Source organism: uncultured Pluralibacter sp. (assembly GCF_913775985.1).
Lineage (GTDB): Bacteria > Pseudomonadota > Gammaproteobacteria > Enterobacterales > Enterobacteriaceae > Pluralibacter.
This window is the reverse complement of sequence record NZ_CAJYMB010000160.1, coordinates 1-26,546: the sequence shown is the minus strand read 5'-3', so window position 1 is coordinate 26,546 and position 26,546 is coordinate 1. Positions and strand designations below refer to the sequence as shown.

Here is a 26,546-nt window from a genome sequence, read left to right as displayed (position 1 = left end):
GCCGGGAGATTCCGGCGCCGAATACTGGTGGATGCACCACCCGAAGAGCGTATCCAACTAGCAGCAGCCCCCTTTCAGCGCTTTTTTCTGCGCCCGGCGCTGGCGAAAGAAGTCGCTCAGCATCGCCGCGCACTCGTCGCGCATGATCCCTTCCGTTATCTCCACCCGGTGATTCATTCCTGGATGATGCAGAATATCGATCAGCGATCCCGCCGCGCCAGTTTTCGCATCCCGCGCGCCAAAGACCAGGCGCCCAATGCGGCTGTGCACCATCGCACCCGCGCACATCACGCACGGCTCCAGCGTCACGTACAGGGTGGCGTCAATCAGGCGGTAGTTTTGCAGCACCGCGCCGCCCTGGCGCAGGGCCATGATCTCCGCGTGGGCGGTAGGATCGTGCCGGCCAATAGGGCGGTTCCAGCCTTCGCCAATCACCTTTCCCGCGTGGACCAGCACCGCGCCGACGGGTACTTCGCCTTCGTCCCAGGCGCGCCGGGCAAGGGTAAGCGCGTGGCGCATCCAGTACTCGTGGGGATGTTCAGTTTCAGACACGTTGACTACTCCGGTAGAAAATCGCGGCGCATTATACACAGCGCCCCCTAACCCGTCCTGCTTATTTCGCCCGGGACGTCACTCCAGCTGCTGGAGCGATCCCTGCGGCGTGACGCGCCAGCGGTGTTCGCAAAAGTGCAGCAGCGGATTGTCCTGGCTGCTGTCACTGTAGCCGCTGTACAGCTGCAGCGGCGTGCCGATTCGGCCCGAGAGCTGCTTCACCTTCTCCTGGCCAAAACAGCGTAGCGCCAGCACCCAGCCCCCATAGCGGCGCTCGACGGCGCTGCCAATCAGATTGACCTGGCCAAGCCAGGGCGCATCATAATAGACCAGCTCCACCAGATGCTTTGGCGACCCGGTAATAAGCCAGACATCGGCGCTGCCGCTGGTCAGGTAGCCGGTAAGCTGCTCGTGCACCTGCGGAAAGGCCATGACCCGGCTGCGGAACCAGGTGACAAATTTCGCCTCCAGCGTACGCAGATGCGCCTCGCTGTGCCCCACCGTCACGCCCCAGACCAGCACGCTAACCGGCCAGCGCGCCCCCCAGCCTTTGATCAGAAAACCAATCAGGGACACCGGCAGCAGCAGAATCACCAGCGGAATATTAAGCGGATGGCGGCGAAGTGCGTAAAGCATAAAGCTGCCGAACATATCCTGCCGGTGCAGGGTGCCATCAAGGTCAAAAAATACAACCCGGCGGGGATCGTTTGCCAAATCCTTCTCCTTAGCAGTGGCGGAACTCCAGGTGACCAGCCTAACAGGCTAAACCTCTCATTTCCAAAAACGTCTGAAAAACCAGTTCGGTACGATTTTGTTAACATCGTATCCATTTGATTGTAATCATCAATTCGTTAAATTCCTGCTGAATAGTCCGATTAGAATCGTGATGGGCGGAATAATCCCCTATACTGGAATAAAATATTCCAACAGCGCTGAACATGACGCATTTCGGAGAATTAATGAATTGTTTGATTAACATCCGCCAGCGCTATCCGAATCTGGCGCAGAGCGATAAAAAATTAGCCGACTTTATTCTGTCCCAGCCTGACCAGTCCCGCCACTTAAGCTCCCAGCAGCTGGCAGAATTTGCCGGCGTCAGCCAGTCAAGCGTGGTGAAGTTCGCCCAGAAGCTCGGGTTTAAAGGATTTCCGGCGCTGAAGCTGGCCCTGAGCGAAGCGCTCGCCAGCAATCCTAATCCCCACTCCGTACCGGTCCACAATCAGATCCTCGGCGACGATCCGCTGCGGCTGGTGGGGGAAAAGCTGATAAAGGATAACGTAGCGGCGATGCACGCCTCGCTGGACGTCAATACCGAAGACAAGCTGCTGGAGAGCGTGGCGATGCTGCGCCGCGCCCGGCGGATCGTGATTACCGGCATCGGCGCTTCCGGGCTGGTGGCGCAGAATTTTGGCTGGAAGCTGCGCAAGATTGGCCTGAGCGCGGTTTCCGAGCAGGATATGCACGCCCTGCTCGCCACCGTGCAGGCGATGTCGCCGGACGATCTGCTGCTGGCTATCTCATACTCCGGCGAGCGACGGGAGATTAACCTCGCGGTGGAAGAGGCCCTGCGGGCGGGCGGCAGCATTCTGGCCATCACCGGCTTTTCCCCTAATACGCTGCAGCAGCGGGCGAGGCACTGCCTGTACACTATCGCCGAAGAGCAGGCCACCCGCAGCGCGGCTATCTCCTCCACCAGCGCGCAGATGATGCTGACCGATTTACTGTTTATGGGGCTGGTACAGCAGGATCTGGAGCACGCGCCGGACAGGATCCGCCACAGCGAGGCGCTGGTGAAAAAGCTGGTGTGAAGGCAAAGGGGGTAAACCATGACGCTTGTTGGGTGTATCACCATTGTGTGGTAAAGTGCCGGCCGCGCTTCGCGCAGGGAGAGAACGCGCCGCGGCGCCTTTCGCGCGGCGGCAAATATTATCCCAACCGGCTGATTGAAGATCCTGCGATCGCCCGTTTTACGGTTACCAGAAACATGTCACTACTTATCACCAAGCGCTGCATCAACTGCGATATGTGCGAACCCGAGTGCCCGAACGAAGCAATCTCAATGGGCGAGAGCATTTACCAGATTGACAGCGATCGCTGCACCGAGTGCATCGGCCACTACGATACGCCTACCTGCCAGAAGGTGTGCCCGATCCCCAATACCATCACTAAAGACCCGGCACATCGCGAAAGCGAAGAGCAGCTGTGGGACAAGTTTGTCCAGCTGCACCACGCGGATAAGATTTAACTCTCGATAATGACTGTCGCGCAGGCGTAGTGGCGTTCGTCCGCAAGGGTGACGTGGATAGCGGCGACGCCGAGCCTGTCAGCCAGCTTCTGCGCTTCGCCCAGCAGGCGCAGCTTCGGTTTTCCCAGCTCGTCGTTGTAAACCTCGAACTGCTCAAAGGCCAGCCCGTTGCGAATGCCGGTGCCCAGCGCCTTTGATGCGGCTTCTTTTACCGCAAAGCGCTTGGCCAGAAAGCGCACCTGCTGCTGGTGCGCCTCCCAGATTGACCACTCGTAGTCGCTGAGCACCCGACGCGCCAGCCGATCGCCGCTGCGCTGCACGGCGGCTTCGATTCTGGCGATTTCGACAATATCGGTACCCAGTCCCAGAATAGCCATTACTGACGCGCTTCCAGCATCAGGCGCTTCATCTCGGATACCGCGTCTTTGAGCCCGCTCATCACCGCCCGGCCAATAATCGCATGGCCGATGTTCAGCTCGTGCATTTCAGGCAGGGCCGCAATCGGCTTGACGTTGTGATAGGTCAGGCCGTGGCCGGCGTTCACTTTAAGCCCGAGGCTTACCGCCAGGGTAGCGGCGCGGGCGATACGATCCAGCTCGCGGGTCTGCTGCTCAGGAGTTTCAGCATCGGCGTAGCAGCCGGTATGAATTTCAATGAACGGCGCGCCCACCTCGGCTGCCGCTTTAATTTGCTCATCGTCTGCGTCAATAAACAGCGAGACCAGAATGCCGGCATCGGCCAGTTTTTTGCAGGCGTCGCGCATTTTGTCGCGCTGTCCGGCAACGTCCAGCCCGCCTTCAGTAGTCACTTCCTGACGCTTTTCCGGCACCAGGCAGCAGAAGTGCGGCCTGGTTTCACAGGCAATAGCCAGCATCTCTTCGGTGACGGCCATTTCCAGGTTCATGCGGGTATCAAGGGTCTGGCGCAGGATGCGCACATCGCGATCGGTGATGTGCCGACGGTCCTCGCGCAGGTGCACGGTGATGCCGTCAGCGCCGGCCTGCTCGGCGATAAAAGCGGCCTGTACCGGATCCGGATAGGCAGTGCCGCGGGCGTTGCGCAAAGTAGCGATATGGTCGATGTTGACGCCTAACAGTAATTCAGCCATGACAATCCTCGATATCTTATATTCGGTTATTCACTCTTTTCACCGCCGCGCCTGGGCACAAACTGGCGGAACAATTCCCTGCTCTTCAGCGGCTTGCCGCCAAGATACGGCTTTAGCGCGATGCGGGTAAAGCGCTTTGCCGCTCGCAGAGTGTCCGCATCAGGAAACTCCCGGCTGGCGAGGGCCTGCAAATGGTGCCCGGTAAACGTGCTGTTATCAATAACCAGGCTGGCAATAAAGCCCTTCTCTTCCCGATAGCGGTAGGTCATGCCCGGCTCTACCGGATCGCCGCTGCCCGCGCAGTGCAGGTAATCAACGCCGTAGCCGAGGTGCGCCAGCAGCGCCAGCTCGAAGCGGCGCAGGGCCGGTTCCGGCGTGCCGCTGGCACCGGCCAGCGCCTGAATGCAGTGCAGGTAATCGAAGAACAGCTCGGAGAAGCGGGTTTCGCTCTCCAGCACCCGGGAGAGCAGCTCGTTAACGTACAGCCCGCTGTAGAGCGTGATGCCGCTCAGGGGCAGCGCCAGGGAGACGGCTTCAGCGCTGCGCAGGGTTTTCACTTCACCACGCCCGCCAAAGCGCACCAGCAGCGGCGTAAAAGGCTGAAGCGCGCCTTTCAGGTTCGAGCGTTTGGAGCGCGCACCTTTTGCCACCAGCCGCACGCGGCCCGACTCTTCCGTGAAGACGTCCAGCATCAGGCTGGTCTCGCTCCAGGGACGCGAGTGCAGGACAAACGCGCGCTGCCAGCCGTCCATTAGCGTAAAGTCTCTGTCTGTTTATTGTGGCAGGAGGGTAATAAGCTCGATGCTACCGGGCGGCAGGCTCGCTGCGGCAAGGAAGAGCAGGCGCGACGGGCGCGCCTGCGGCAGGAAAAGCAGTAAATATCAGAGATCGTCAACATAACCGAGACTGCGCAGGGCGCGCTCGTCGTCGGCCCAGCCGGATTTGACTTTAACCCACAGCTCAAGGTGCACAGGGGCTTCAAACATCTCCTGCATGTCCTTACGGGCCTCAATGCCGATGGTTTTGATTTTGGCGCCTTTGTTGCCAATCACCATCTTCTTCTGCCCTTCGCGCTCGACGAGGATCAGGCCGTTGACATCGTAGCCGCCGCGCTCGTTGGTCTGGAAACGCTCGATCTCAACCGTCACGGAGTACGGCAGCTCGGCGCCGAGAAAGCGCATCAGCTTTTCGCGGATGATCTCGGAGGCCATAAAGCGCTGAGAGCGGTCGGTAATGTAATCTTCCGGGAAGTGGTGAATGGATTCCGGCAGGTGCTTTCTGACGATCCCGGCTACGGTATCGACATTGAATCCGGTTTCCGCAGAGATCGGCACGATATCGAGGAAGTTCATCTGGCTGCCGAGGAACTGCAGGTGCGGCAGCAGGTCCGCTTTTTCCTGCACGTTATCCACTTTGTTAATGGCGAGAATAACCGGCGCACGGGCGTCGCGCAGTTTGTTTAGCACCATCTCGTCGTCCGCCGTCCAGCGCGTGCCTTCTACAACGAAAATCACCAGCTCAACGTCGCCGATAGAGCTGCTGGCCGCTTTGTTCATCAGGCGGTTGATGGCACGCTTCTCTTCCATGTGCAGGCCGGGGGTATCGACGTAAATCGCCTGGTAGGCGCCTTCCGTGTGGATCCCGACAATGCGGTGGCGGGTCGTCTGCGCTTTACGCGAGGTAATCGAGATTTTCTGCCCGAGCAGATTATTCAGCAGTGTGGATTTGCCGACGTTGGGGCGTCCAACGATGGCAATAAATCCGCAGTAGGTTTTGTCGTCGCTCATTCCAGCTCCAGTTTTATCAGCGCCTGTTCGGCGGCAGCCTGTTCCGCCTTGCGGCGGCTGGAACCTGTGCCGACCACCGGTTCGCTCAGGCCGCTGACCTGGCAGTGGATAGTAAATTCCTGATCGTGGGCTTCGCCACGCACCTGCACAACCAGATAGGAAGGCAGCGGCAGGTGGCGACCCTGTAAATATTCCTGCAAACGCGTTTTCGGATCTTTTTGCTTGTCGCCCGGGCTGATTTCATCCAGCCGGGTCTGATACCAGTTGAGGATCATTCGCTCGACGGTCTGAATGTCGCTGTCAAGGAAGATACCGCCGATCAGTGCCTCAACGGTGTCCGCGAGGATCGATTCGCGACGGAATCCGCCGCTTTTCAGCTCGCCCGGCCCGAGGCGCAGGCATTCGCCCAGTTCAAATTCCCGGGCAAGTTCGGCCAGCGTATTGCCGCGCACCAGCGTGGCGCGCATGCGGCTCATGTCGCCTTCATCGACCCGCGGGAAGCGGTGATAAAGAGCGTTAGCAATCACATAGCTAAGAATGGAGTCGCCGAGAAATTCCAGACGCTCGTTGTGCTTGCTGCTCGCGCTGCGGTGCGTTAATGCCTGCTGCAACAGATCCTGATGTTGAAAAGTGTAGCCCAGCTTCCGTTGAAGCCGATTAATTACGATGGGGTTCATGCGTTACCAATAGATGAATGCGTAAAAAATTCAGCACACGGAACCGACCTGAACGAAAGTCAACGCGGTTTCGTGTGCTGTGGATCCCTTTGGGGTACCAGTATGAAACTTCGGGGGGACATTCTATACGCAACGACCGGGGATGTCGTTAGTCTGAAGGAATTAATCTGGGAAATAATTCGCGCTGCCATCATAACAATGGCAGCGCGTGAGGCGGCGGGAATTAGTGAATACCACCGATGCGGCTTAAGCGCACGCCGGTCGGCCATTCGCCTTCCTGCTTGTCGAAGCTCATCCAAATGCCTACCGCTTTGCCAACCAGGTTCGCTTCAGGCACAAAGCCCCAGTAGCGGCTGTCGGCGCTGTTATCGCGGTTGTCGCCCATCATAAAGTAGTGCCCCGGCGGCACTATCCAGGTCGCCAGAGGCTGACCGGACTGCTGATAATAGGCGCCCAGCTGGTCCTGTGCGATAGGCACGGTCAGAATATGGTGGGTGACGTCACCCAGCGCTTCTTCACGCCCGTCGAGACGAATGCCGTTCTCTTTGCTTTCGCCCTGCGGCAGCTGCCAGAAACCGCTGGTGGCTTCACCGCCGTCGCGGCTGGCAAAGGTCTGCACGAAGTCGCTCGGCTCAACGTTGGAATACGTCACCGGCAGCGCGCTGTCGCAGGCCTGGCCGGAGCGGCAGTTCGGCTGAATCGTCACCTCTTTGGCAACCGGATTATACGTTACTTTGTCACCAGGCAGGCCCACGGCGCGCTTGATGTAGTCGAGGCTCGGATCTTTCGGATATTTGAATACCACAATATCGCCGCGCTTCGGGTGACCGGTTTCAATCAGCGTTTTCTGGTAGATAGGATCTTTGATTCCGTAGGCGAATTTCTCCACCAGAATAAAGTCACCAATCAGCAGCGTCGGCATCATTGAACCTGACGGGATCTGAAACGGCTCATAAATAAACGAGCGAACGATAAGCACGATAGCCAGCACCGGGAATACCGATGCGCCGGTTTCCAGCCAGCCAGGCTTGGGGCCCACTTTGCTGAGGGTTTTATTATCCAGCGCATCGCCCGTAGCTGCCTGAGCCTCCGCCTGGCGCTCGCGGCGCTTCGGCGCAAATACGAATTTGTCCACGCACCACAAAATTCCTGTCACCAGGGTGGCGATAACGAGGACCAGGGCAAACATGTTTGCCATGCCAACTCCTTATTAATTATTTACCGTCTTTACCCACGTGCAGAATCGCAAGGAACGCTTCCTGCGGCAGCTCTACGTTGCCGACTTGCTTCATGCGCTTTTTACCGTCTTTCTGTTTCTGCAGCAGCTTTTTCTTACGGCTGACGTCGCCGCCGTAGCATTTTGCCAGGACGTTCTTACGCAGCTGTTTAACCGTAGAGCGGGCAATGATGTGGTTGCCAATTGCCGCCTGGATCGCAATATCAAACTGCTGGCGCGGAATAAGCTCTTTCATCTTCTCCACCAGCTCGCGACCGCGATACGGGGCATTATCGTTATGGGTGATCAGCGCCAGGGCATCAACGCGGTCACCGTTAATCAGTACATCGACGCGCACCATGTTGGAGGCCTGGAAACGCTTGAAGTTGTAATCCAGCGAGGCGTATCCGCGGGAGGTGGATTTCAGGCGATCGAAGAAATCGAGCACCACTTCCGCCATGGGGATTTCATAGGTCAGCGCCACCTGATTGCCGTGATAAACCATATTGGTCTGTACGCCGCGCTTCTCGATGCACAGGGTGATCACGTTGCCGAGAAACTCCTGCGGAAGCAGCATGTGGCACTCGGCGATAGGCTCGCGCAGCTCTTCGATGTTGTTCAGCGGCGGCAGCTTGGACGGGCTGTCGACGTAGACGATCTCTTTATTGGTAGTCTGCACTTCGTAGACTACTGTTGGCGCGGTGGTGATCAGATCCAGATCGTATTCACGCTCAAGGCGCTCCTGGATGATCTCCATGTGCAGCAGGCCGAGGAAGCCGCAGCGGAAGCCAAAGCCCAGCGCGGTAGAGCTTTCCGGCTCGTAGAACAGGGAAGCATCGTTAAGGCTCAGCTTGCCGAGTGCGTCGCGGAAGCTTTCGTAATCATCAGAGCTTACCGGGAACAGGCCGGCGTAAACCTGCGGTTTTACCTTTTTAAAACCGGGCAGCGCTTTGTCTGCCGGGTTGCGGGCCGTGGTCAGGGTATCGCCTACCGGCGCGCCGAGGATATCTTTGATAGCGCAGACCAGCCAGCCCACTTCGCCGCAGTTCAGCTCGTTGCGATCGACCCGCTTTGGCGTAAAGATGCCGAGACGATCGGCATTGTAGACCTGGCCGGTACTGATCACTTTAATTTTGTCGCCTTTACGCATGGTGCCGTTTTTAATACGGACCAGCGATACCACGCCAAGGTAGTTATCGAACCAGGAGTCGATAATCAGCGCCTGCAGCGGTGCGTTCGGATCGCCTTCCGGCGCCGGGATATCGCGCACCAGGCGCTCCAGGACGTCCTGTACGCCAACGCCTGTTTTAGCGGAGCAGCGCACCGCGTCGGTGGCATCGATACCGACAATGTCTTCAATTTCTTCTGCTACACGCTCGGGATCCGCGGCCGGCAGGTCAATCTTGTTGAGTACCGGCACTACTTCCAGATCCATTTCCAGCGCGGTATAGCAGTTCGCCAGGGTCTGCGCTTCAACGCCCTGCCCGGCATCAACAACCAGCAGCGCGCCTTCGCAGGCGGCGAGGGAGCGGGAGACTTCGTAAGAGAAGTCAACGTGGCCGGGCGTGTCGATGAAGTTCAGCTGGTAGGTTTCACCGTCTGAGGCTTTGTAATCCAGGGTTACGCTTTGCGCTTTAATGGTAATGCCGCGCTCGCGCTCCAGATCCATGGAGTCAAGCACCTGAGCCGCCATTTCACGCTCGGTAAGGCCACCGCAAATCTGGATAATACGGTCCGAAAGGGTCGACTTACCGTGGTCAATGTGAGCAATGATGGAAAAGTTACGTATATTCTTCATAGTTAGCGTTAGTTATGCCTTACGAATTCCTGGAGGCTGCGGGTCTGCGCCTGACGATTAAGCGTTCGAAAACGCCGCATTCTACACTACAACCCGGTTGCCAGGAAATGCTCTTCCGGCAAGGATAGCGGTTAACAGAATGCAGATCGCAAGACAGATGTAAGCAAAGATAAAGGCTACTGGCTGGCGTCAGAAGAGGTGGTCTCTACGCGCAGGAGATTGGGCGGCAGGCCAACGCTCAGAATAATCGGCTGCCAGCCTTCGCGGGAGGCCAGGCGCGGGGAGAAACCGCGGGCAATCAGGAAACCGCCGACGCCGCCCAGCACGCCACCGGCAAAGGCGGCCAGATCGCTGCTGAACAAAATCTGAAACAGCGCAGCAATAACGAATAATCCCAGCAGCGGCGTCATATATACCAGCATAGCGGAAGTGAGCAGGCTGCCTTCGCTGATACCCAGCTCGACTTTCTGACCGACGCTCAGCGGCTCGGCACTGGGAACGCGAATGGTATGTTCGGTCTGCGGCCCGAGCTTGTTGAGAACCCGGCTGCCGCAGCCGGCTCGCGATGAGCAGCTGCTGCAGGAGGATTTTACATCGCAGCTTACCAGTGCCTGGCCGTTATGCCAGGAAACTACCGTTGCCCACTCTTTAATCATTGCGCGCCTCTGAACTGAATACTGTCGGCGATGCGCTTCGCCGTTTGCGGCGGCAGCTCGCCGACAATAGTGATTTCTGCATTATCGCGAACGGTGGTGCTAACCGTGCGGCGTCCGGTGCGGATCAGCTGCTCTCCGCTGTTGGCATTCGCGCGATTGACGTTAACCGAAAAGCTAAATAGCCCATCAGAGTAGAGGCGCGACTCTACAGGCGTTTCGATAGTGGGCAGCGTGCGGCGGCTGCCTGCAACTTCCACAAACCCCTGCGGCACCCACTCTGGCGACCAGTTGAATTTGATGTTATCGCCGGCGGGTACGGAGAGCAGCGGCGGCAGACTGGCTTTGGACAGGCTCTCCATGCTGCTGCTGACTTCGTCACCGACGCTGAATGCTATCACGCGAAACTGTTCGAGCGTTTCGCCATCGCGGTCCAGCAAATCCACCCGCATCGGCAGCTTGGTTTCCGTATCCATCCAGACGATATAACTAAAGCGCGTGCCGTCCCTCGCCACGACGCGAATCACTTCGCACAGGCGATCGGCAATGCGCGTGCGGCCTACTGAGATGAAATCATAGTAAGGCGCAAGCCGTTTGAAATCGGTATAAACCAGTGAGGGCAAAGAGTCGACGATGTAGTCACCGTTCAGGGTGAACGGATCGAGGCCAGGTTCAAAATAGCTGATTTCATTCCCGCGCTGGACAACTTCGCGGCGCGGACCGTCAAGCTGCAGGAGCTGCGCCAGCGCCTGGCTCTTTAGCCGAACGTGACGATAGCGCAGTGATTCAACGCCCTGCTTGTTAATGCTAACAAATGACAGCTCATAATTGAGGGACTGACTGGCCAGATTCATCTCCTGCAATAACGCCCCGGACGATGCATCAGCCGAGGCGTTAACAGAGAAGAACAGGCTACCAGCCACAAGTGACATAGCACACCAAAGTTGCTTCATTACTGCGATTGCGTTCCTAACGTTTGATAACCCGGTACGGACTGCACCGCAGCTTGCTGCGTCTGAGACTGCTCAAACTGCAGCTGTTCCGAGTGCAGGCGACGCTGCAGCTCATAGTCCTGTAGCATGGCGTTGATACGGCGACGCTGCTCCTGAACCTGCGCCTGCTGGCCGGTTCCGGCATTGGCGTCTGCAGGCACGCCCAGGCTGACCGGGCTGGCTTTACCCAGCATCGGCATCGTATTGAATACCGGCGCTTCAGGCTGGGATGAGGCTTCACCGCGTCCGTTGTACTGCTGAACGCCGACGATAACTGCAAGAGAAACGCACGCGGCCACACCCATCTGGGTCAGGGAGCCTGCCCACGGGCGCATTTTTTGCCAGAAAGACATCTTCTGCCACTGGTGCGGGGCTGGCTGAGATTCAGGGATAAGAGGCGTCGCCTGACGTACAGGTTCATTCTCAATGGCGGCCATTACACTGGCGGAGATATCAAACTGCGCCATCTGCGCGGTTTCGCCGCGCATCGTGTCGCGAATGAGGTGATAGCTCTGCCACGTTTTTTGCAATTCTGGAGAGTGAGCCAGTTCATTGAACAGCTCGTTATCCAGCATTTCACCATCCATTAAGGCGGAAAGTTTTTCTTTCTGCATGCCTAAATACCTTTTCAGTATTCCGCTATCGTCAACGCCTGATAAGCGGTTGAACTTTATTATCAATAGCTTCACGCGCCCGAAAAATGCGTGAACGTACCGTACCGACCGGACAATCCATAATGACGGCTATCTCTTCATAGCTCAGGCCATCCAACTCCCGCAACGTAATTGCCATACGTAAATCCTCAGGGAGCGACTCAATAGTACGGAACACTATTTGTCTCAGTTCTTCTGACAACATTAAGTTCTCAGGGTTCGAAATTTCTTTCAGCGCACCGCCACTTTCGTAATTTTCAGCTTCGCTTGCGTCAACATCGCTTGATGGCGGGCGTCTTCCCTGAGCAACCAGGTAATTCTTTGCTGTATTCACCGCGATGCGGTACAGCCAGGTATAGAAAGCACTGTCTCCCCGGAAGGAATCCAGCGCCCGATAGGCCTTTATAAAAGACTCTTGAACCACATCAGGCACGTCGCCCGATGGGACATAGCGGGAAACCAGGCTCGCCACTTTATGCTGATAGCGCACCACCAGCAGATTGAAGGCTTTCTGGTCTCCCTTTTGGACCCGCTCGACAAGGACCTGATCCGTTAACTGCTCGCTCATCCGAGGTAATGTCTCCTCAAACCTAATTCCCATGCGTAATCAGAACGCCATTCCAATACTGCACCCTGAGCAAGCACCTGTTTGAGTGCGTCGTCGCTGTAAAGTTCAGTTACGCCTTTGCTTTTAGTTCATTACGGCAGACTGATCATTATCACTCATTATAAGTCCACCCGTCCTTTATGCAGCGTCATATCGAAAATAAACGTCTGAAATCAGCCAGCAGAGTACCGTACCACAGCTTTTTTTTCATCATAAAATCTGAGGGTAACTATTTATGACAGCCCTACCTGGAGCCACGGCCGCAGTGTTTAGTCGACACAACCAAAAAGAAAAAAATCGTGCAAAAAACAGCTAACCGGTGCTAATCTCCGAACACCTTGTTTAGCGCATTAAACACATTATGCAAACCAAACCTGACTACACTTGCGACGTTCTTATTATTGGCAGTGGGGCCGCGGGTCTGTCGCTGGCGCTGCGGCTGGCGGAACACAGCTCCGTCATAGTTCTCAGTAAAGGGCCGGTGAGTGAAGGCTCGACATTCTACGCCCAGGGCGGGATTGCAGCCGTATTTGATGAGACAGACAGTATTGAATCGCACATTGAGGATACGCTTATCGCGGGTGCAGGGCTCTGCGAGCGGCAGGCCGTCTCCTTCGTAGCCAGCAATGCCCGCCGATGCGTACAGTGGCTTATCGATCAGGGCGTGCTGTTCGATACCGAGATCCAGCCTAACGGCGAGTCGGGCTACCACCTGACCCGCGAAGGCGGACACAGCCACCGGCGGATCCTGCACGCGGCGGATGCAACCGGCAAAGAGGTGGAAACCACGCTGGTCAGCAAGGCCGTCAATCATCCCAATATTCAAATCTTCGAGCGCAGTAATGCCGTAGATTTGATTATTTCGGACAAAATCGGCCTGCCCGGCACGCGAAGAGTGGTCGGCGCGTGGCTGTGGAACCGCAATAAAGAGCAGGTTGAAACCTGCGCCGCAGGGTCTGTGGTTCTGGCCACCGGCGGCGCGTCGAAGGTTTACCAATACACCACCAACCCGGATATCTCCTCCGGGGACGGCATCGCAATGGCGTGGCGCGCCGGCTGCCGGGTTGCCAATCTGGAGTTTAACCAGTTTCATCCCACCGCCCTGTTTCATCCGCAGGCGCGTAACTTCCTGCTAACCGAAGCCCTGCGCGGCGAAGGCGCGTGGCTCAAGCGCCCCGACGGCACGCGTTTTATGCCGGATTTTGACGAGCGCGCCGAGCTGGCCCCCCGCGATGTGGTCGCCCGCGCCATCGATCACGAAATGAAGCGGCTCGGCGTCGACTGTATGTATCTGGACATCAGCCACAAGCCCGAGGAGTTTGTTCGCCAGCACTTTCCGATGATTTATGAAAAACTACTGGGGCTCGGTATCGATCTGACGAAAGATCCCGTGCCGGTCGTGCCGGCCGCGCACTATACCTGCGGCGGGGTAATGGTCGATAGCGACGGGCGTACCGACGTAGATGGTCTCTATGCCGTCGGCGAGGTCAGCTATACCGGCCTGCACGGTGCCAATCGCATGGCGTCAAACTCGCTGCTGGAGTGTCTGGTGTACGGCTGGTCTGCGGCGGAGGATATCCAGAAGCGGCTGCCGTTTGTTCGCCAGGCTAACACCCTGCCCGCCTGGGACGAAAGCCGGGTTGAAGACGCCGACGAGCGGGTCGTTATTCAGCATAACTGGCACGAGTTGCGGCTGTTTATGTGGGATTATGTCGGCATAGTACGCACGACCAAACGCCTTGAGCGGGCGCTGCGGCGCATCACTGTGCTGCAGCAGGAACTGGATGAGTACTATTCCCGCTTTCGGGTATCCAACAACCTGCTGGAGTTGCGTAACCTGGTTCAGGTTGCCGAACTGATTGTGCGCTGCGCGATGATGCGCAAAGAGAGTCGCGGCCTGCATTACACGCTCGATTATCCGGATCTACAGGAAAATAGCGCACCGTCCATCCTGTCGCCGCTGGCTCACATAAACAGATAAAAAGCCTGGGTAAGCGCCGTGTAGCCTTCAGAGTAGTGCTGATCCGGCCCACGAAGCACCAGTCGGTCGGAGAAGCACTCGCCCGCCCGGGGAGAGAACGCCAGCAGCACGCGGTGCGGCAGTCGAAGATCCGTTTCCGCCACGTCGGTGCGCAGGCGCAAATGCCATCCCATTGACAGCGCCTGTTCGGTAAAGGCGCTGCTGATACTTTCAGGCAGCACGACGCAGAAAAAACCCTCTTCGGTGACGGCATTGACCGCGCAGCGCAGCAGGTTCTGATGATCGAGCGTGGTGGTATAGCGGGCCTGCTCGCGCTCCGGCGTTGCGCACGCGACACCCTGTTCATAGTAAGGCGGGTTACAGACGATAAGCTCGTAGCGGCCATTCTCGGCCTGTAGCCAGGAAAGAATATCCGCGTGGTGGACTTCAACACGCGCCGCCCACGGCGACTCAGCGGCGTTTTCACGCGCCTGTTCCGCAGCCTGGCTATCGAGCTCTACGGCATCAATCTTCACGCTCTGCGGCGTACGCTGGGCCAGCATTAGCGCCAGCAGGCCGCTGCCGGTACCGATGTCCAATACCCGCCTGACGCCGGCAACCGGTGCCCACGCGCCCAATAAGATCCCATCAGTACTGACTTTCATCGCACAGCGATCGTGGGCGACAAAAAATTGCTTAAAAGTAAATCCATTGCGGCGCAGCGCGGATTTAGGCTGACTCATTCTTTATACGTTCCTGAAATATCCCCGTGATGAGGGGCTAAGCACAATACCCGAGAACAGATAGCCATACAAACAGATGAAGATTGCGGCCATAACGTCTATAATCAGCGCCCCACACTGAGGTAGACGATGACTGTAACGACTTTTTCCGAACTTGAACTCGACGATAGCCTTCTGGACGCACTCCAGGAAAAAGGCTTCACACGCCCAACCGCCATTCAGGCCGCTGCCATTCCGCCTGCGCTGGAAGGCCGTGATGTTCTCGGTTCAGCGCCGACAGGCACCGGTAAAACGGCGGCATATTTGCTGCCGGCGTTGCAGCATCTGCTGGATTTTCCGCGTAAAAAATCGGGCCCTCCGCGTATTCTTATCGTAACGCCAACCCGCGAGCTGGCAATGCAGGTTGCCGACCACGCCCGCGAACTGGCGAAAAATACCCATCTTGATATCGCCACCATCACCGGCGGCGTGGCGTACATGAACCACGCGGAAGTGTTCAGCGAAAACCAGGATATTGTAGTGGCCACCACCGGCCGCCTGCTGCAGTACATTAAAGAAGAGAACTTCGATTGCCGCGCGGTCGAAACGCTTATTCTGGATGAAGCGGATCGCATGCTGGATATGGGCTTTGCCCAGGATATTGAAACTATTGCCGCAGAAACCCGCTGGCGCAAGCAGACGCTGCTGTTCTCCGCCACGCTGGAAGGTGACGCTATTAAAGACTTCGCCGAGCGCCTGCTGGAAGAGCCGGTTGAAGTCTCCGCAACGCCGTCAACCCGCGAGCGGAAGAAAATTCACCAGTGGTACTACCGCGCAGATGATTTGAAGCATAAAACTGCCCTGCTGATGCATCTGCTGCAGCAGGAAGATGTTACCCGTGCCATCGTTTTCGTGCGCAAGCGCGAGCGCGTGCACGAGCTGGCCGCCTGGCTGCGCGAGCAGAACATCAGCAACTGCTATCTCGAAGGTGAGATGGTGCAGATCAAACGTAACGAAGCGATTAAGCGCCTGACCGACGGTCGCGTCAACGTGCTGGTCGCGACTGACGTTGCCGCGCGCGGGATCGATATTCCTGACGTCAGCCACGTGTTCAACTTTGACATGCCTCTCAGCGGTGACACGTATCTGCACCGTATCGGCCGTACCGGCCGCGCCGGGCGCAAGGGTACCGCGATCTCGCTGGTTGAAGCCCACGATCATCTGCTGCTGGGAAAAATCGGGCGCTACATTGACGAGCCGCTTAAACCGCGCGTGATTGACGAGCTGCGCCCAACCACTCGCCCGCCAAGCGAGAAGCTGAACGGCAAGCCGTCGAAAAAGGTGCAGGCAAAACGCGACGAAAAGAAAAAAGAGAAAGACAAAGAGAAGCCGCGGGTTAAAAAGCGCCATCGCGATACCAAAAACATTGGCAAGCGTCGCAAGCCGAATGCCGCAGCCGCAGCCGTTGAGCAAACAACGGATAAAGAATAAAAAACGCCGGGACTCACGTCCCGGCGTTTTTATTTACCGCGCCTGAAAATTACAGGCTTTCGGTAAAGGTACGAGCGATAACATCGCGCTGCTGTTCCGGCGTCAGGGAGTTAAAGCGCACGGCGTAGCCGGAAACGCGAATAGTCAGCTGCGGGTATTTTTCCGGATGCTTAACCGCATCTTCCAGCGTTTCGCGGCGCAGAACGTTAACGTTAAGGTGCTGACCGCCTTCTACACGCACTTCCGGCTGAACGTCTACCGGTACTTCACGGTATTCGATTTCACCCAGTTTATTGACGCTTACCACCTGATCTTCTGTAAAACCGCCTTTAGCAGCCAGACAACGTGCTTCGCCCTTTTCGCTGTCCAGCAGCCAGAAAGAGTTCAGAAGATCGTCGTTAGCAGCTTTAGTAATCTGGATACCTGTAATCATTTGATGCCTCCCAAGGCTCATTCATTTTCACTGGCCGGACTCTGGCCAATTGGTAAAACCATTGTTGTATGAGTGTATATATATCAGTCGAACACCCCGGGAACATTGACTAAAATCAATAAAAACCACGTGTGCTCCGTGGTTATACAGGATGACTTTTGTTTTAGATCAAATTAGCAGGATGACTTATGGCAAAGATCGTTGTAATTATTAAACTTTTCCTGGAAACGAACATCACTTTATCCCGCAAAATTTTATTATAGGCCGAGAAGTGGTTAAGCTAGCCGGATAAATTGTGCAGGAGAGGAAAATCATGACGGCATTAACCTGGCATACGGTGCTGGCCACAGAAAAAGAGCAGCCCTACTTTATCAATACCCTGCAGACGGTGGCCGCCGAGCGCCAGTCCGGCACCACCATTTACCCGCCGCAAAAGGATGTTTTCAACGCCTTTCGCTATACGGAGCTGAGCGACGTTAAAGTTGTCATCCTCGGTCAGGATCCTTATCACGGCCCGGGCCAGGCACACGGGCTCTCTTTTTCAGTGCGCCCGGGTATCGCTATCCCACCTTCGCTGCTGAATATGTATAAAGAACTTGAAGCCACGATCCCGGGCTTTACCCGTCCGACGCACGGCTATCTGGAAAGCTGGGCGCGCCAGGGAGTTCTGCTGCTCAATACGGTTTTAACCGTGCGCGCCGGCCAGGCGCACTCGCATGCCAGCCTCGGTTGGGAGACGTTTACAGACAAGGTGATTGCCCTGATTAACGAGCATCGGGAAGGCGTGGTCTTTATGTTGTGGGGCGCGCACGCGCAGAAGAAAGGGGCAATTATTGATCCCCGGCGCCATCGCATTCTGAAAGCGCCGCATCCGTCCCCGCTATCGGCGCACCGGGGATTTTTTGGCAGCAATCATTTTGTGCAGGCCAACGACTGGCTGGCGCAGCGCGGCGAATCACCCATCGACTGGATGCCGGTGCTGCCAGCAGAAAGCGAGTAAAAAAATGCCAGCGCGAGGCTGGCATTGTTTTCTGTTCCTGCAAAATCAGGCTTTATTCTGGCGCCACCATTCGGCAAGCAGCACGCCGGTAGCAACAGAGACGTTCAGGCTCTCAACGTTGCCGGTGCCTTCAATCGCTACACTCAGATCGGCGCTGTCCAGCGCGGCATCTGAAAGGCCATCGCGCTCCTGACCCAGCACCAGCACCATTTTCTTCGGCAGTTCGGCTTTATACAGCGGCGTGCCTTTGTGGCTGGAGGTCGTCACAATCGCGTAGCCCGCACGGCGGAACTGCTCAAGTGCATCAATAACGCTGTCGCCGGTGATCGGCTGAACGTGCTCGGCACCGCCTTCTGCGGTGCGGATAGCCGCGCCGGATTCCATTACTGCGGCATCCTGAACGATAACGCCCTTCACGCCGAAGTGCGCGCAGCTACGCATAATCGCGCCGAGGTTATGCGGATTGCCAACGTCTTCCAGCGCCAGCACGCAGTCTTCTTCCGCCGCTTCGCGAACCCACTGCTGCACGCTGGTGCCGTTACGCTTTTTGATCAGGAAACACACGCCGCCGTGGTGTTCGGTACCGGAGGCTTTAGTCAGCTCAGCGTCGTCCACGACGTGATAGGCTTTGCGGTTTGCCGCCATCCAGCGCAGCGCCTCTTTAAAGCGCGGAGTGACGCTCTGGATAAACCAGGCGCGAACGATGCAGTCAGGGCGGCTCATAAATAGCGCCTGACAGGCATTTTCGCCGTAAACGCGGGTTTCTTCCGCGCGCTGGCGGCGAATAACCTCCGGATCGACAAAACTTTTGCCGCTGATACCGCCGTGATCTGGCTTATCAGCAGCCTCTTCACCCGGCGCGCGCGAAACGGTGCGCCACGGGGAAGTTTCACGCGGCCGATCATCGCGATCCCGCGGGCCGCGATCGTGGGTTTTTCCATCACGTGAAGGTCGACGTCCGGCTTCGGGGCGGGATGCTCCGCTGCGTCCACCACCTTTACCGGTGCGTGGGTTGTGCGTGCGTTTATCCGAGTCATCATCACTGCGGACATACATCACTTTGACCTTGCCGCTTTTATTCTTCAGTTCGTCGCTCATTATTTATCTCCACCTGCGCTGCGCGAAGCGCGAAGATTACCCGATGTAGTGCCGCTTCGCCATGACTTCGTTCCAAAGTCCGCGACTATTGCATTCATCGAATAAATCATTTTGTCGTTTAAAACAATCACAACGATAATAAGTAACATTATTGAAACATCGAAACCTGTCTGGTCACGATGTAAACCTGTAACCCAGAGGTTAGCTATGAATACCGTTTGTGCCAGCTGTAAGGCGCTTAATCGCATTCCCGACGATCGCCCGCTTGAAGCAGCAAAGTGTGGCCGCTGCGGTCACGATCTGTTTGACGGCGACGTTATCAATGCAACCGATGAGACGCTGGATAAAATTCTGAAGGACGACCTGCCGGTGGTGGTCGACTTTTGGGCCCCCTGGTGCGGCCCATGCCGCAACTTCGCGCCGGTGTTTGAGGATGTGGCGGAAGAGCGCAGCAGCCAGATGCGTTTTGTCAAAGTGAATACCGAGGCAGAACGCGAGCTCAGCGCGCGCTATCGCATCCGCAGCATCCCCACCATTATGATTTTTCATAAAGGTGAGGTGGTTGACATGCTTAACGGTGCGGTGCCTAAAGCACCTTTCGAAAGCTGGCTTAACGAGGCCATGCAGGGCTAATCTCCCGGGGGGCGCCTTGTGTGCGCCTTTCCCCTCTGCGACAATGGCGTTTTTTCCTGCATAGCCTTTATGACTGATAACGCCGTCCTTCGCCTGCGCGCCGAGCGCCTGGCACGCTCTACCCGCCCTTTTCTGGCCCGCGGCAACCGCATTCGGCGCTGTCAGCGCTGCCTGCTTCCGCTGAAACAGTGCCTGTGTGATACGCTCGCGCCATCCCATGCCCGCTGCCGCTTTTGCCTGGTCATGTTTGATACTGAACCCATGAAGCCCAGCAATACCGGACGGTTGATCGCCGATATCCTGCCTGACACAGACGCTTTTCAGTGGTCGCGCACCGAGCCGCCGCAGGCGCTGCTCGATCTGGTACGTCATCCTGACTACCAGCCGGTCGTGGTGTTTCCGGCCTCCTACGCCGGCGAGACGCGAACAGTACTTGCGGCACCGCCGGCGGGAAAACCGCCGCTGTTTATCATGCTGGACGGTACCTGGACCGAGGCCCGCAAGATGTTTCGCAAGAGCCCCTGGCTGGACGCGCTGCCGGTTATCTCCGTCGATCTCGCCCGGGTTTCTGCCTACGGTCTGCGCGAAGCGCACGCTGAAGGACAATACTGCACGGCGGAAGTGGCTATTGCCCTGCTGGATCTAGCCCGGGATACCCAGGCCGCCTCCGCGCTGAGCGACCACTTCCAGCTTTTTCGCACCCGCTATCTGGCAGGAAAACCGCATCATAAGGGAAGCGTCACAGCGTAATTGGCAAATTGCGTTTAAAATCATCAGCAGCAGGTAACCAGGGAGACTGCGATGAGCCAGCGAGGACTGGAAGCGTTACTGAGACCAAAATCGATCGCCGTGATAGGCGCGTCCATGAAACCCCAGCGCGCAGGCTATTTGATGATGCGTAACCTGCTAGCCGGCGGCTTTAGCGGCCCGGTACTGCCGGTGACACCCGGCAGAAAGGCCGTGCTCGGCGTCCTCGCCTGGCCCGATGTCGCCAGCCTGCCCTTCGCCCCTGAGCTGGCAGTAATTTGCACCCACGCTAAACGCAACCTGGCACTACTTGAGGCGCTGGGTGAAAAAGGCTGTAAAACCTGCATTATCCTCTCCTCACCGCCAGAGCAGGCCGCTGAGCTAAAAGCCTGCGCTGCCCGCTATCAGATGCGCCTGCTCGGGCCCAATAGCCTTGGGCTGCTTGCACCCTGGCAGGGCCTGAACGCCAGCTTTTCGCCGGTACCTATACACCCCGGCAAGCTGGCCTTTATTTCTCAATCGGCGGCAGTGTCGAATACTATTCTCGACTGGGCGCAGCAGCGTGAGATGGGCTTTTCTTACTTCATCGCCCTCGGTGACAGCCTGGATATTGATATAGACGATCTGCTCGATTTCCTGGCCCGCGACAGCAAAACCAGCGCAATCCTGCTTTATCTTGAGCATCTGAGCGACGCGCGCCGCTTCGTTTCTGCCGCACGCAGCGCTTCGCGCAATAAGCCAATATTGGTTATCAAAAGCGGCCGCAGCCCGGAGGCGCAGCGCCTGCTGCACGTTAATGCCGGAATGGATCCGGCGTGGGATGCGGCGATTCAGCGCGCCGGCCTGCTGCGTGTGCAGGATACACACGAGCTGTTTTCTGCTGTCGAAACACTGAGCCATATGCGTCCGCTACGGGGTGAGAAAATCATGATCGTTAGCAATGGCGCTGCCCCGGCGGCACTGGCTCTCGATGCACTCTGGCTACGCAACGGCAAACTGGCGAGCCTGAGCGAGGAGACGCTGGCGGCGCTAACAACAACGCTTCCGGATGGCGTTCAGGCCTCCAATCCTCTTGATTTGCGCGACGACGCCAGCAGCCAACACTATCAGCAGGCGCTGCGGGTGCTGCTCGACAGCCGCGACTATGACGCGCTGTTGGTGATCCACGCCCCAAGCGCCGCCGCGCCGGGTACGGAAAGCGCGCAGGCGCTGATTCAGGTCCTGGCCGAACACCCGCGCGGCAAATATGTTACGGTGCTGACGAACTGGTGCGGAGAATTCTCTTCCCAGGAAGCCCGCCGCCTGTTCAGTGATGCCGGGATCCCCACCTACCGCACGCCGGAAGGTGCAATAACCGCCTTTATGCATATGGTCGAGTATCGCCGCAATCAGAAGCAGCTGCGGGAAACGCCAGTGCTGTCAGATGCCTTCAGCGCCGATACGGCTCAGGCCCATGCCCTGCTGCTGCAGGCCATTGAGGAAGGCGCCAGCAGGCTCGATACCCATGAAGTTCAGCCAATATTGCAGGCCTACGGGATCCAAACGCTTCCAACGTGGATAGCGGCGGACAGCGCGGAGGCGGTGCACATCGCCGGGCAGATTGGCTATCCGGTTGCGCTCAAGCTCCGCTCGCCGGACATTCCCCATAAGTCGGAAGTGCAGGGCGTGATGCTGTATCTGCGCACGCCGGCAGAAGTGGAACAGGCCGCTAATGCCATTTTCGATCGCGTAAAAATGACGTGGCCCCAGGCCCGTATCCATGGCCTGCTGGTACAGAGCATGGCCAACCGCGCCGGTGCACAGGAGCTGCGCGTGATGGTGGAACACGATCCTTTGTTTGGTCCGCTGATCGTGCTGGGTGAAGGCGGCGTGGAGTGGCGCATAGAGGATCGCGCGGCGGTCGCGCTGCCGCCATTGAATATGAACCTGGCCCGCTATCTGGTCATCCAGGCGATCAAGACCCGCAAGATCCGCGGGCGCAGCGCGCTTCTTCCGCTGGATATTATTGGTCTGAGCCAGCTGCTGGTGAAAGTCTCAAATCTGATCGTTGACTGTCCCGAGATCCAGCGACTGGATATTCACCCTCTGCTGGTGTCAAACGGTGAGTTTACCGCTCTTGATGTAACGCTGGATATCGCCCCTTTTACCGGCAATAGCGAAGACCGGCTGGCGGTGCGCCCCTATCCCCATCAGTTTGAAGAGTGGGTCACCATGAAGAACGGCGAACGCTGCCTTTTCCGGCCAATTCTGCCGGAGGATGAACCGCTGCTGCAGCAGTTTATTGCCCGGGTGACCAAAGAGGATCTTTACTACCGATACTTCAGCGAAATCAACGAATTTACCCACGATGATTTAGCGAACATGACTCAGATAGACTACGATCGCGAAATGGCCTTTGTGGCGGTGCACACCACTGAGCAGAGCAGTGAGATCCTCGGGGTGAGCCGCGCCATTTCCGATCCCGATAATATTGACGCCGAATTCGCCGTGCTGGTTCGCTCCGACTTGAAAGGGCTTGGCCTCGGCGGGCGTCTGCTTGAAAAGCTCATCAGCTATACCCGCGGTCACGGCTTACAGCGGCTTAATGGTATTACGATGCCTAATAATCGCGGCATGATAGCGCTGGCGCGCAAGCTTGGCTTTGAGGTAGATATTCAGCTTGAGGACGGTATTGCAGGTTTAACGCTGAGGCTATGAGCCTGAGAGTTACCGGAAATGTGACCACTTTAACCGGCAGTAATGGTATTATTGCACGCTTCTGTCGTCTGTACCGACCAGAGGACCCTTGATTAATCAGAGAAGATTGCACTGTGATGTTGTCAAAATTCAAGCGTAACAAGCATCAACAACACCTTGCTCAACTACCTAAGCTTTCTCAGTCAGTTGATGATGTCGAGTTCTTTTATTCTCCTGCCGATTTTCGGGAAACGCTGCTGGCAAAAATCGCCAGCGCAACGCGGCGTATTTGCATCGTTGCCCTTTATCTCGAGCAGGACGATGCCGGCAAAAGCGTATTGCAGGCCATTTACGATGCCAAACGCAACCGTCCTGAATTAGACGTGCGCATTCTGGTGGACTGGCACCGTGCCCAGCGCGGCCGCATTGGTGCCGCGGCGTCCAATACAAATGCAGACTGGTACTGCCGAACTGCCGCCGAGAATGCCGGTGTGGACGTTCCCGTCTACGGCGTTCCTATTAATACCCGGGAAGCGCTGGGCGTTCTGCATTTCAAAGGTTTTATTATTGATGATGCCGTGCTCTACAGCGGCGCGAGCATCAATGATGTCTATTTACATCAGCACGATAAATATCGCTACGACCGTTATCAGTTTATTCGCAATGCGCGAATGGCCGATATTATGTTCGACTGGGTTGACAGTAATCTGGTTCAGGGCCGCGGCGTGAACCGCCTTGATAGCGATGAGCGTCCGAAGAGTCCGGAAATCAAAAACGATATTCGCCTCTATCGCCAGGAGCTGCGCGATACCGGTTACGAGTTTCAGGGCGAGGCGGATAACGACCAGCTTTCTGTCACGCCGCTGGTTGGCTTAGGCAAATCCAGCCAGCTTAATAAGACTATTTTTCATCTTATGCCGTGCGCCGAGCAGAAGCTGGTTATCTGCACGCCCTACTTCAACCTCCCGGCCGTGCTGGTGCGCAATATTATTCATCTTCTGCGCCAGGGGAAGCAGGTTGAGATTATCGTCGGCGACAAAACCGCGAACGATTTCTATATTCCTGAAGATCAGCCCTTCAAAATTATCGGCGCGCTGCCTTACCTTTACGAAATTAATCTTCGCCGCTTTCTCAGCCGCCTGCAGTATTACGTAAATAACGATCAGCTGATCGTGCGCCTGTGGAAAGATGAAGATAATAGCTATCATCTTAAAGGTATGTGGGTTGACGATGAGTGGATGCTGTTGACCGGCAATAACCTCAATCCGCGCGCATGGCGTTTGGATCTTGAAAACGCCGTGCTTATCCACGATCCGCTGCATCAGCTGTCTGCTAAGCGCGATAAAGAGCTAGAGCTCATTCGCAAGCACACCTCTGTAGTGAAGCACTATCGCGATTTGCAAAGTATTGCTGATTATCCGGTCAAAGTGCGCAAGCTGATTCGCCGCCTGCGGCGGATCCGCATTGACAGACTGATCAGTCGCATCCTCTGATCTGTCGATATGATGGAGAGTAAGTGATGCGCGGAGCGATAATACTTTTCTCAGTCATGCTGACGGGCTGTAGCCATATGGCTAAGGATAGCTGGAGCGGTCAGGATAAGGCACAACACTTTATTGCTTCAGCGATGCTTGCCGCCGCCGGTAACGAATATGCGCAGCATCAGGGCATCAGCCGCGATCGCAGCGGGGCTTATGGTCTGATGTTTTCCATAAGCCTCGGCGCCGGAAAAGAACTCTGGGACAGCCGGCCTGCCGGAACCGGCTGGAGCTGGAAAGACTTCACCTGGGATGTCGCCGGCGCTGCCGCCGGTTACTCCCTTTGGCAGCTGGCCCAGCAGTAGCTATAGCCTCAGTCCTTTTCCCTTCCCGTGCAGCATCAGCGATACCAGAAATGCCAGCGCGCTCATCACCGTGACGTACCAGAAAAATGCACTCTCTGCTCCTGCAGACTTGAAGGACAGCGCCACGTACTCTGCCGACCCACCAAATAACGCATTTGCCACGGCATAGGAGAGACCGACACCCAACGCCCTTACCTGAGCCGGGAACATCTCCGCTTTGATGATCCCGCTGATTGAGGTGTAAAAGCTGGCGATCAGCAGCGCGCACATCACCAGGGCAAAGGCGGCGTACGGGGAACTAACGTGCTGTAGCGCGGTAAGAATGGGCACGGTGAAAATAGTCGCCAGCCCGCCAAAGCAGAGCATCGAGTTTCGCCGGCCTATTTTGTCGGACAGCGCACCAAACAGCGGCTGCACCAGCATATAAACAAACAGCGCCGCGGTCATCACTATGCTGGCCTTACCTGCCGTCATGCCGGTGGTATTGACCAGGTACTTTTGCATGTAGGTGGTAAAGGTATAGAAAACCAGCGAGCCTCCTGCGGTAAAGCCCAGCACCATAATGAATGCTTTCTTATTTCGCCACAGCCCTTTCAGTGAGCCCGCCTCTTTCAGGTTACGCGTCTCTTCCTTCGAGGTTTCATCAAGCTGGCGGCGCAGCCACAAAGCAACAAGCGCCAGTGCAGCACCCAGCGCAAACGGAATGCGCCATCCCCAGGCGCGTAAATCTTCATGGCTCATTACCTGCTGCAGGATGACGACTATCAGCACCGCCATCAGCTGGCCGCCGATCAGGGTGACGTACTGAAAAGATGCAAAGAATCCTTTGCGTCCCTCAATCGCCACTTCACTCATATAAGTGGCGCTGGTGCCGTACTCACCGCCGACCGAAAGTCCCTGAAAAAGACGTGCCAGCAGCAGCAGCGCGGGTGCCCAGGTGCCAATGGTTTCATAGCCGGGTAAACAGGCAATCACCAGTGAACCAAAGCACATCATGCAGACGGAGATCAGCATAGAGGTTTTGCGCCCGTGCCTGTCGGCGATACGGCCGAATATCCAGCCGCCAATCGGACGCATCAAAAATCCGGCAGCGAAAACGCCGGCGGTTTGCAGCAGCTGCGTTGTGGTATTGCCGGAAGGAAAGAAAATATGTGCGAAATAGAGCGAGCAAAAGGAGTAAACGTAAAAATCGAACCATTCGACCAGGTTGCCCGAGGATGCCCCAACGATGGCCCACACGCGACGACGAGTATCGCTTCCCGTCGTAGATCCACGGGAAGTTAGCGTATTTTCTGTCATTTAATAATCGCTCCAGCTTGTAACATGAACTGTCTGCGCGCGTATAACGTCAGGTAGCAGCAAACAAAAGTAAATATCATGTTACATAATTGTTAACAATCGATTTGTGATAGATCTCGCAAATTCAGTGAACTTAGAAAGCTGGGAATGAGCGTAGATGAATTTCATAGCCTGATGTGCAGTGGAGGGTAGTTTAGCGATGTGGGAGGAATACTTTTGGATAACACGATGGACAGGTTGTTGGTAAACGCAAAAAGGCTCAGTCTTTCGACTGAGCCTTCTGCTTTATTTGATGCCTGGCAGTTCCCTACTCTCGCATGGGGAGGCCCCACACTACCATCGGCGCTACGGCGTTT

At 56.7% G+C, this 26,546-nt stretch carries 28 protein-coding genes; 10 read left to right on the top strand and 18 right to left on the bottom strand.

All coding sequences use genetic code 11. The features are described from left to right. Positions 1 to 57: 57 nt before the first annotated feature. On the bottom strand, positions 58 to 591 hold the full coding sequence (tadA, locus tag QZ766_RS22900) for a tRNA adenosine(34) deaminase TadA (protein WP_297207741.1): 534 nt from the start codon (positions 589 to 591) through the stop codon (positions 58 to 60). 39 nt (positions 592 to 630) lie between these two features. Continuing rightward, on the bottom strand, positions 631 to 1,266 hold the full coding sequence (gene yfhb / locus QZ766_RS22895) for a phosphatidylglycerophosphatase C (protein WP_297207740.1): 636 nt from the start codon (positions 1,264 to 1,266) through the stop codon (positions 631 to 633). Between the two features lie 245 nt (positions 1,267 to 1,511). Here yfhb and QZ766_RS22890 point away from each other — a divergent pair, with 245 nt between their 5' ends. Continuing rightward, positions 1,512 to 2,360 carry a MurR/RpiR family transcriptional regulator gene (locus QZ766_RS22890; RefSeq protein ID WP_297207738.1) on the top strand — a complete coding sequence of 283 codons (849 nt, stop codon included), beginning with the start codon at positions 1,512 to 1,514 and terminating at the stop codon, positions 2,358 to 2,360. A 176-nt stretch (positions 2,361 to 2,536) separates the two neighbouring features. Beyond that, complete coding sequence (locus QZ766_RS22885) at positions 2,537 to 2,797, top strand: YfhL family 4Fe-4S dicluster ferredoxin (RefSeq protein ID WP_297207736.1); 261 nt, start codon at positions 2,537 to 2,539, stop codon at positions 2,795 to 2,797. Here QZ766_RS22885 and acpS read toward each other — a convergent pair. The 12 genes from acpS to rseD all read right to left on the bottom strand — a co-directional run bounded on the left by acpS (position 2,794) and on the right by rseD (position 12,326). Next, positions 2,794 to 3,174 (bottom strand): holo-ACP synthase, encoded by a 381-nt coding sequence (gene acpS, locus QZ766_RS22880; RefSeq protein WP_297207734.1) that lies wholly within the window; start codon positions 3,172 to 3,174, stop codon positions 2,794 to 2,796. The genes QZ766_RS22885 and acpS overlap by 4 nt on opposite strands. After that, the gene (gene pdxJ / locus QZ766_RS22875; protein ID WP_297207732.1) at positions 3,174 to 3,905 is read right to left on the bottom strand and encodes a pyridoxine 5'-phosphate synthase; all 732 of its coding nucleotides are present in this window, start codon (positions 3,903 to 3,905) and stop codon (positions 3,174 to 3,176) included. Before pdxJ ends, acpS begins: the two co-directional genes overlap by 1 nt. Before the next feature lie 26 nt (positions 3,906 to 3,931). After that, on the bottom strand, positions 3,932 to 4,657 hold the full coding sequence (gene recO, locus QZ766_RS22870) for a DNA repair protein RecO (protein ID WP_297207731.1): 726 nt from the start codon (positions 4,655 to 4,657) through the stop codon (positions 3,932 to 3,934). Positions 4,658 to 4,786: 129 nt separating this feature from the next. Then, positions 4,787 to 5,692, bottom strand: a complete 906-nt coding sequence (gene era, locus QZ766_RS22865) for a GTPase Era (protein ID WP_297207729.1) — start codon at positions 5,690 to 5,692, stop codon at positions 4,787 to 4,789. Beyond that, positions 5,689 to 6,369, bottom strand: a complete 681-nt coding sequence (gene rnc / locus QZ766_RS22860) for a ribonuclease III (protein WP_297207725.1) — start codon at positions 6,367 to 6,369, stop codon at positions 5,689 to 5,691. Before rnc ends, era begins: the two co-directional genes overlap by 4 nt. A gap of 223 nt (positions 6,370 to 6,592) precedes the next feature. Further along, entirely contained in the window at positions 6,593 to 7,567 is a 975-nt protein-coding gene (gene lepB, locus QZ766_RS22855) for a signal peptidase I (RefSeq protein ID WP_297207722.1), read from the bottom strand. 16 nt (positions 7,568 to 7,583) lie between these two features. Further along, positions 7,584 to 9,383 (bottom strand): translation elongation factor 4, encoded by a 1,800-nt coding sequence (gene lepA / locus QZ766_RS22850; RefSeq protein ID WP_297207720.1) that lies wholly within the window; start codon positions 9,381 to 9,383, stop codon positions 7,584 to 7,586. Positions 9,384 to 9,559: 176 nt separating this feature from the next. After that, entirely contained in the window at positions 9,560 to 10,039 is a 480-nt protein-coding gene (gene rseC / locus QZ766_RS22845; protein ID WP_297207718.1) for a SoxR-reducing system protein RseC, read from the bottom strand. Then, entirely contained in the window at positions 10,036 to 10,989 is a 954-nt protein-coding gene (rseB, locus tag QZ766_RS22840) for a sigma-E factor regulatory protein RseB (RefSeq protein WP_297207716.1), read from the bottom strand. Before rseB ends, rseC begins: the two co-directional genes overlap by 4 nt. Continuing rightward, complete coding sequence (rseA, locus tag QZ766_RS22835) at positions 10,989 to 11,642, bottom strand: anti-sigma-E factor RseA (protein WP_297207714.1); 654 nt, start codon at positions 11,640 to 11,642, stop codon at positions 10,989 to 10,991. Before rseA ends, rseB begins: the two co-directional genes overlap by 1 nt. 31 nt (positions 11,643 to 11,673) lie before the next feature. Continuing rightward, positions 11,674 to 12,249 carry an RNA polymerase sigma factor RpoE gene (gene rpoE, locus QZ766_RS22830; RefSeq protein WP_297207712.1) on the bottom strand — a complete coding sequence of 192 codons (576 nt, stop codon included), beginning with the start codon at positions 12,247 to 12,249 and terminating at the stop codon, positions 11,674 to 11,676. Continuing rightward, complete coding sequence (rseD, locus tag QZ766_RS23130; RefSeq protein WP_366509467.1) at positions 12,246 to 12,326, bottom strand: rpoE leader peptide RseD; 81 nt, start codon at positions 12,324 to 12,326, stop codon at positions 12,246 to 12,248. Before rseD ends, rpoE begins: the two co-directional genes overlap by 4 nt. 323 nt (positions 12,327 to 12,649) lie before the next feature. Here rseD and nadB point away from each other — a divergent pair, with 323 nt between their 5' ends. Then, positions 12,650 to 14,269 (top strand): L-aspartate oxidase, encoded by a 1,620-nt coding sequence (nadB, locus tag QZ766_RS22825; RefSeq protein WP_297207711.1) that lies wholly within the window; start codon positions 12,650 to 12,652, stop codon positions 14,267 to 14,269. Here nadB and QZ766_RS22820 read toward each other — a convergent pair. After that, complete coding sequence (locus QZ766_RS22820) at positions 14,254 to 14,991, bottom strand: tRNA1(Val) (adenine(37)-N6)-methyltransferase (RefSeq protein WP_297207708.1); 738 nt, start codon at positions 14,989 to 14,991, stop codon at positions 14,254 to 14,256. The genes nadB and QZ766_RS22820 overlap by 16 nt on opposite strands. 129 nt (positions 14,992 to 15,120) lie before the next feature. Between QZ766_RS22820 and srmB the strand changes: the two genes are divergently transcribed. Next, positions 15,121 to 16,461 (top strand): ATP-dependent RNA helicase SrmB, encoded by a 1,341-nt coding sequence (srmB, locus tag QZ766_RS22815; protein WP_297207705.1) that lies wholly within the window; start codon positions 15,121 to 15,123, stop codon positions 16,459 to 16,461. Positions 16,462 to 16,510: 49 nt separating this feature from the next. Here srmB and grcA read toward each other — a convergent pair whose 3' ends face one another. Next, on the bottom strand, positions 16,511 to 16,894 hold the full coding sequence (grcA, locus tag QZ766_RS22810; RefSeq protein ID WP_297207702.1) for an autonomous glycyl radical cofactor GrcA: 384 nt from the start codon (positions 16,892 to 16,894) through the stop codon (positions 16,511 to 16,513). A gap of 310 nt (positions 16,895 to 17,204) precedes the next feature. On the opposite strand from grcA, the gene ung reads away from it, so the two are divergent. Next, positions 17,205 to 17,894 (top strand): uracil-DNA glycosylase, encoded by a 690-nt coding sequence (ung, locus tag QZ766_RS22805; RefSeq protein ID WP_297207793.1) that lies wholly within the window; start codon positions 17,205 to 17,207, stop codon positions 17,892 to 17,894. A 45-nt stretch (positions 17,895 to 17,939) separates the two neighbouring features. On the opposite strand, the gene QZ766_RS22800 is transcribed toward ung, so the two are convergent. After that, a complete protein-coding gene (locus QZ766_RS22800) occupies positions 17,940 to 18,992 on the bottom strand; it encodes a tRNA/rRNA methyltransferase (protein ID WP_297207700.1) in 1,053 nt (350 codons plus the stop codon). A gap of 207 nt (positions 18,993 to 19,199) precedes the next feature. Between QZ766_RS22800 and trxC the strand changes: the two genes are divergently transcribed. The 5 genes from trxC to QZ766_RS22775 all read left to right on the top strand — a co-directional run bounded on the left by trxC (position 19,200) and on the right by QZ766_RS22775 (position 24,891). Continuing rightward, entirely contained in the window at positions 19,200 to 19,625 is a 426-nt protein-coding gene (trxC, locus tag QZ766_RS22795) for a thioredoxin TrxC (RefSeq protein ID WP_297207697.1), read from the top strand. A 69-nt stretch (positions 19,626 to 19,694) separates the two neighbouring features. Next, positions 19,695 to 20,375, top strand: coding sequence for a tRNA-uridine aminocarboxypropyltransferase (locus tag QZ766_RS22790; RefSeq protein WP_297207694.1), 681 nt, complete (start codon positions 19,695 to 19,697; stop codon positions 20,373 to 20,375). Between the two features lie 51 nt (positions 20,376 to 20,426). Further along, positions 20,427 to 23,069, top strand: a complete 2,643-nt coding sequence (pat, locus tag QZ766_RS22785) for a protein lysine acetyltransferase (protein WP_297207693.1) — start codon at positions 20,427 to 20,429, stop codon at positions 23,067 to 23,069. A 116-nt stretch (positions 23,070 to 23,185) separates the two neighbouring features. Further along, positions 23,186 to 24,541: a CDP-diacylglycerol--serine O-phosphatidyltransferase gene (pssA, locus tag QZ766_RS22780; RefSeq protein ID WP_297207790.1), complete on the top strand. Its 1,356-nt coding sequence runs from the start codon at positions 23,186 to 23,188 to the stop codon at positions 24,539 to 24,541. A gap of 26 nt (positions 24,542 to 24,567) precedes the next feature. Next, a complete protein-coding gene (locus QZ766_RS22775; protein ID WP_297207691.1) occupies positions 24,568 to 24,891 on the top strand; it encodes a YfiM family lipoprotein in 324 nt (107 codons plus the stop codon). On the opposite strand, the gene QZ766_RS22770 is transcribed toward QZ766_RS22775, so the two are convergent. Beyond that, complete coding sequence (locus QZ766_RS22770; RefSeq protein WP_297207688.1) at positions 24,892 to 26,190, bottom strand: MFS family transporter; 1,299 nt, start codon at positions 26,188 to 26,190, stop codon at positions 24,892 to 24,894. Positions 26,191 to 26,546 lie beyond the last annotated feature (356 nt).

What these genes read in the sequence shown, in the direction of transcription:
- rnc (WP_297207725.1), bottom strand. Translation starts at nt 6,369, where the DNA reads ATGAACCCCATCGTAATTAATCGGCTTCAACGGAAGCTGGGCTACACT.
- lepA (WP_297207720.1), bottom strand. Translation starts at nt 9,383, where the DNA reads ATGAAGAATATACGTAACTTTTCCATCATTGCTCACATTGACCACGGT.
- srmB (WP_297207705.1), top strand. Translation starts at nt 15,121, where the DNA reads ATGACTGTAACGACTTTTTCCGAACTTGAACTCGACGATAGCCTTCTG.
- QZ766_RS22790 (WP_297207694.1), top strand. Translation starts at nt 19,695, where the DNA reads ATGACTGATAACGCCGTCCTTCGCCTGCGCGCCGAGCGCCTGGCACGC.
- recO (WP_297207731.1), bottom strand. Translation starts at nt 4,657, where the DNA reads ATGGACGGCTGGCAGCGCGCGTTTGTCCTGCACTCGCGTCCCTGGAGC.
- QZ766_RS22820 (WP_297207708.1), bottom strand. Translation starts at nt 14,991, where the DNA reads ATGAGTCAGCCTAAATCCGCGCTGCGCCGCAATGGATTTACTTTTAAG.
- acpS (WP_297207734.1), bottom strand. Translation starts at nt 3,174, where the DNA reads ATGGCTATTCTGGGACTGGGTACCGATATTGTCGAAATCGCCAGAATC.
- QZ766_RS22770 (WP_297207688.1), bottom strand. Translation starts at nt 26,190, where the DNA reads ATGACAGAAAATACGCTAACTTCCCGTGGATCTACGACGGGAAGCGAT.
- pat (WP_297207693.1), top strand. Translation starts at nt 20,427, where the DNA reads ATGAGCCAGCGAGGACTGGAAGCGTTACTGAGACCAAAATCGATCGCC.
- QZ766_RS22800 (WP_297207700.1), bottom strand. Translation starts at nt 18,992, where the DNA reads ATGAGCGACGAACTGAAGAATAAAAGCGGCAAGGTCAAAGTGATGTAT.
- QZ766_RS22775 (WP_297207691.1), top strand. Translation starts at nt 24,568, where the DNA reads ATGCGCGGAGCGATAATACTTTTCTCAGTCATGCTGACGGGCTGTAGC.
- lepB (WP_297207722.1), bottom strand. Translation starts at nt 7,567, where the DNA reads ATGGCAAACATGTTTGCCCTGGTCCTCGTTATCGCCACCCTGGTGACA.
- pdxJ (WP_297207732.1), bottom strand. Translation starts at nt 3,905, where the DNA reads ATGGCTGAATTACTGTTAGGCGTCAACATCGACCATATCGCTACTTTG.
- era (WP_297207729.1), bottom strand. Translation starts at nt 5,692, where the DNA reads ATGAGCGACGACAAAACCTACTGCGGATTTATTGCCATCGTTGGACGC.
- rseC (WP_297207718.1), bottom strand. Translation starts at nt 10,039, where the DNA reads ATGATTAAAGAGTGGGCAACGGTAGTTTCCTGGCATAACGGCCAGGCA.
- rpoE (WP_297207712.1), bottom strand. Translation starts at nt 12,249, where the DNA reads ATGAGCGAGCAGTTAACGGATCAGGTCCTTGTCGAGCGGGTCCAAAAG.
- trxC (WP_297207697.1), top strand. Translation starts at nt 19,200, where the DNA reads ATGAATACCGTTTGTGCCAGCTGTAAGGCGCTTAATCGCATTCCCGAC.
- pssA (WP_297207790.1), top strand. Translation starts at nt 23,186, where the DNA reads ATGTTGTCAAAATTCAAGCGTAACAAGCATCAACAACACCTTGCTCAA.
- grcA (WP_297207702.1), bottom strand. Translation starts at nt 16,894, where the DNA reads ATGATTACAGGTATCCAGATTACTAAAGCTGCTAACGACGATCTTCTG.
- rseB (WP_297207716.1), bottom strand. Translation starts at nt 10,989, where the DNA reads ATGAAGCAACTTTGGTGTGCTATGTCACTTGTGGCTGGTAGCCTGTTC.
- QZ766_RS22885 (WP_297207736.1), top strand. Translation starts at nt 2,537, where the DNA reads ATGTCACTACTTATCACCAAGCGCTGCATCAACTGCGATATGTGCGAA.
- rseA (WP_297207714.1), bottom strand. Translation starts at nt 11,642, where the DNA reads ATGCAGAAAGAAAAACTTTCCGCCTTAATGGATGGTGAAATGCTGGAT.
- QZ766_RS22890 (WP_297207738.1), top strand. Translation starts at nt 1,512, where the DNA reads ATGAATTGTTTGATTAACATCCGCCAGCGCTATCCGAATCTGGCGCAG.
- nadB (WP_297207711.1), top strand. Translation starts at nt 12,650, where the DNA reads ATGCAAACCAAACCTGACTACACTTGCGACGTTCTTATTATTGGCAGT.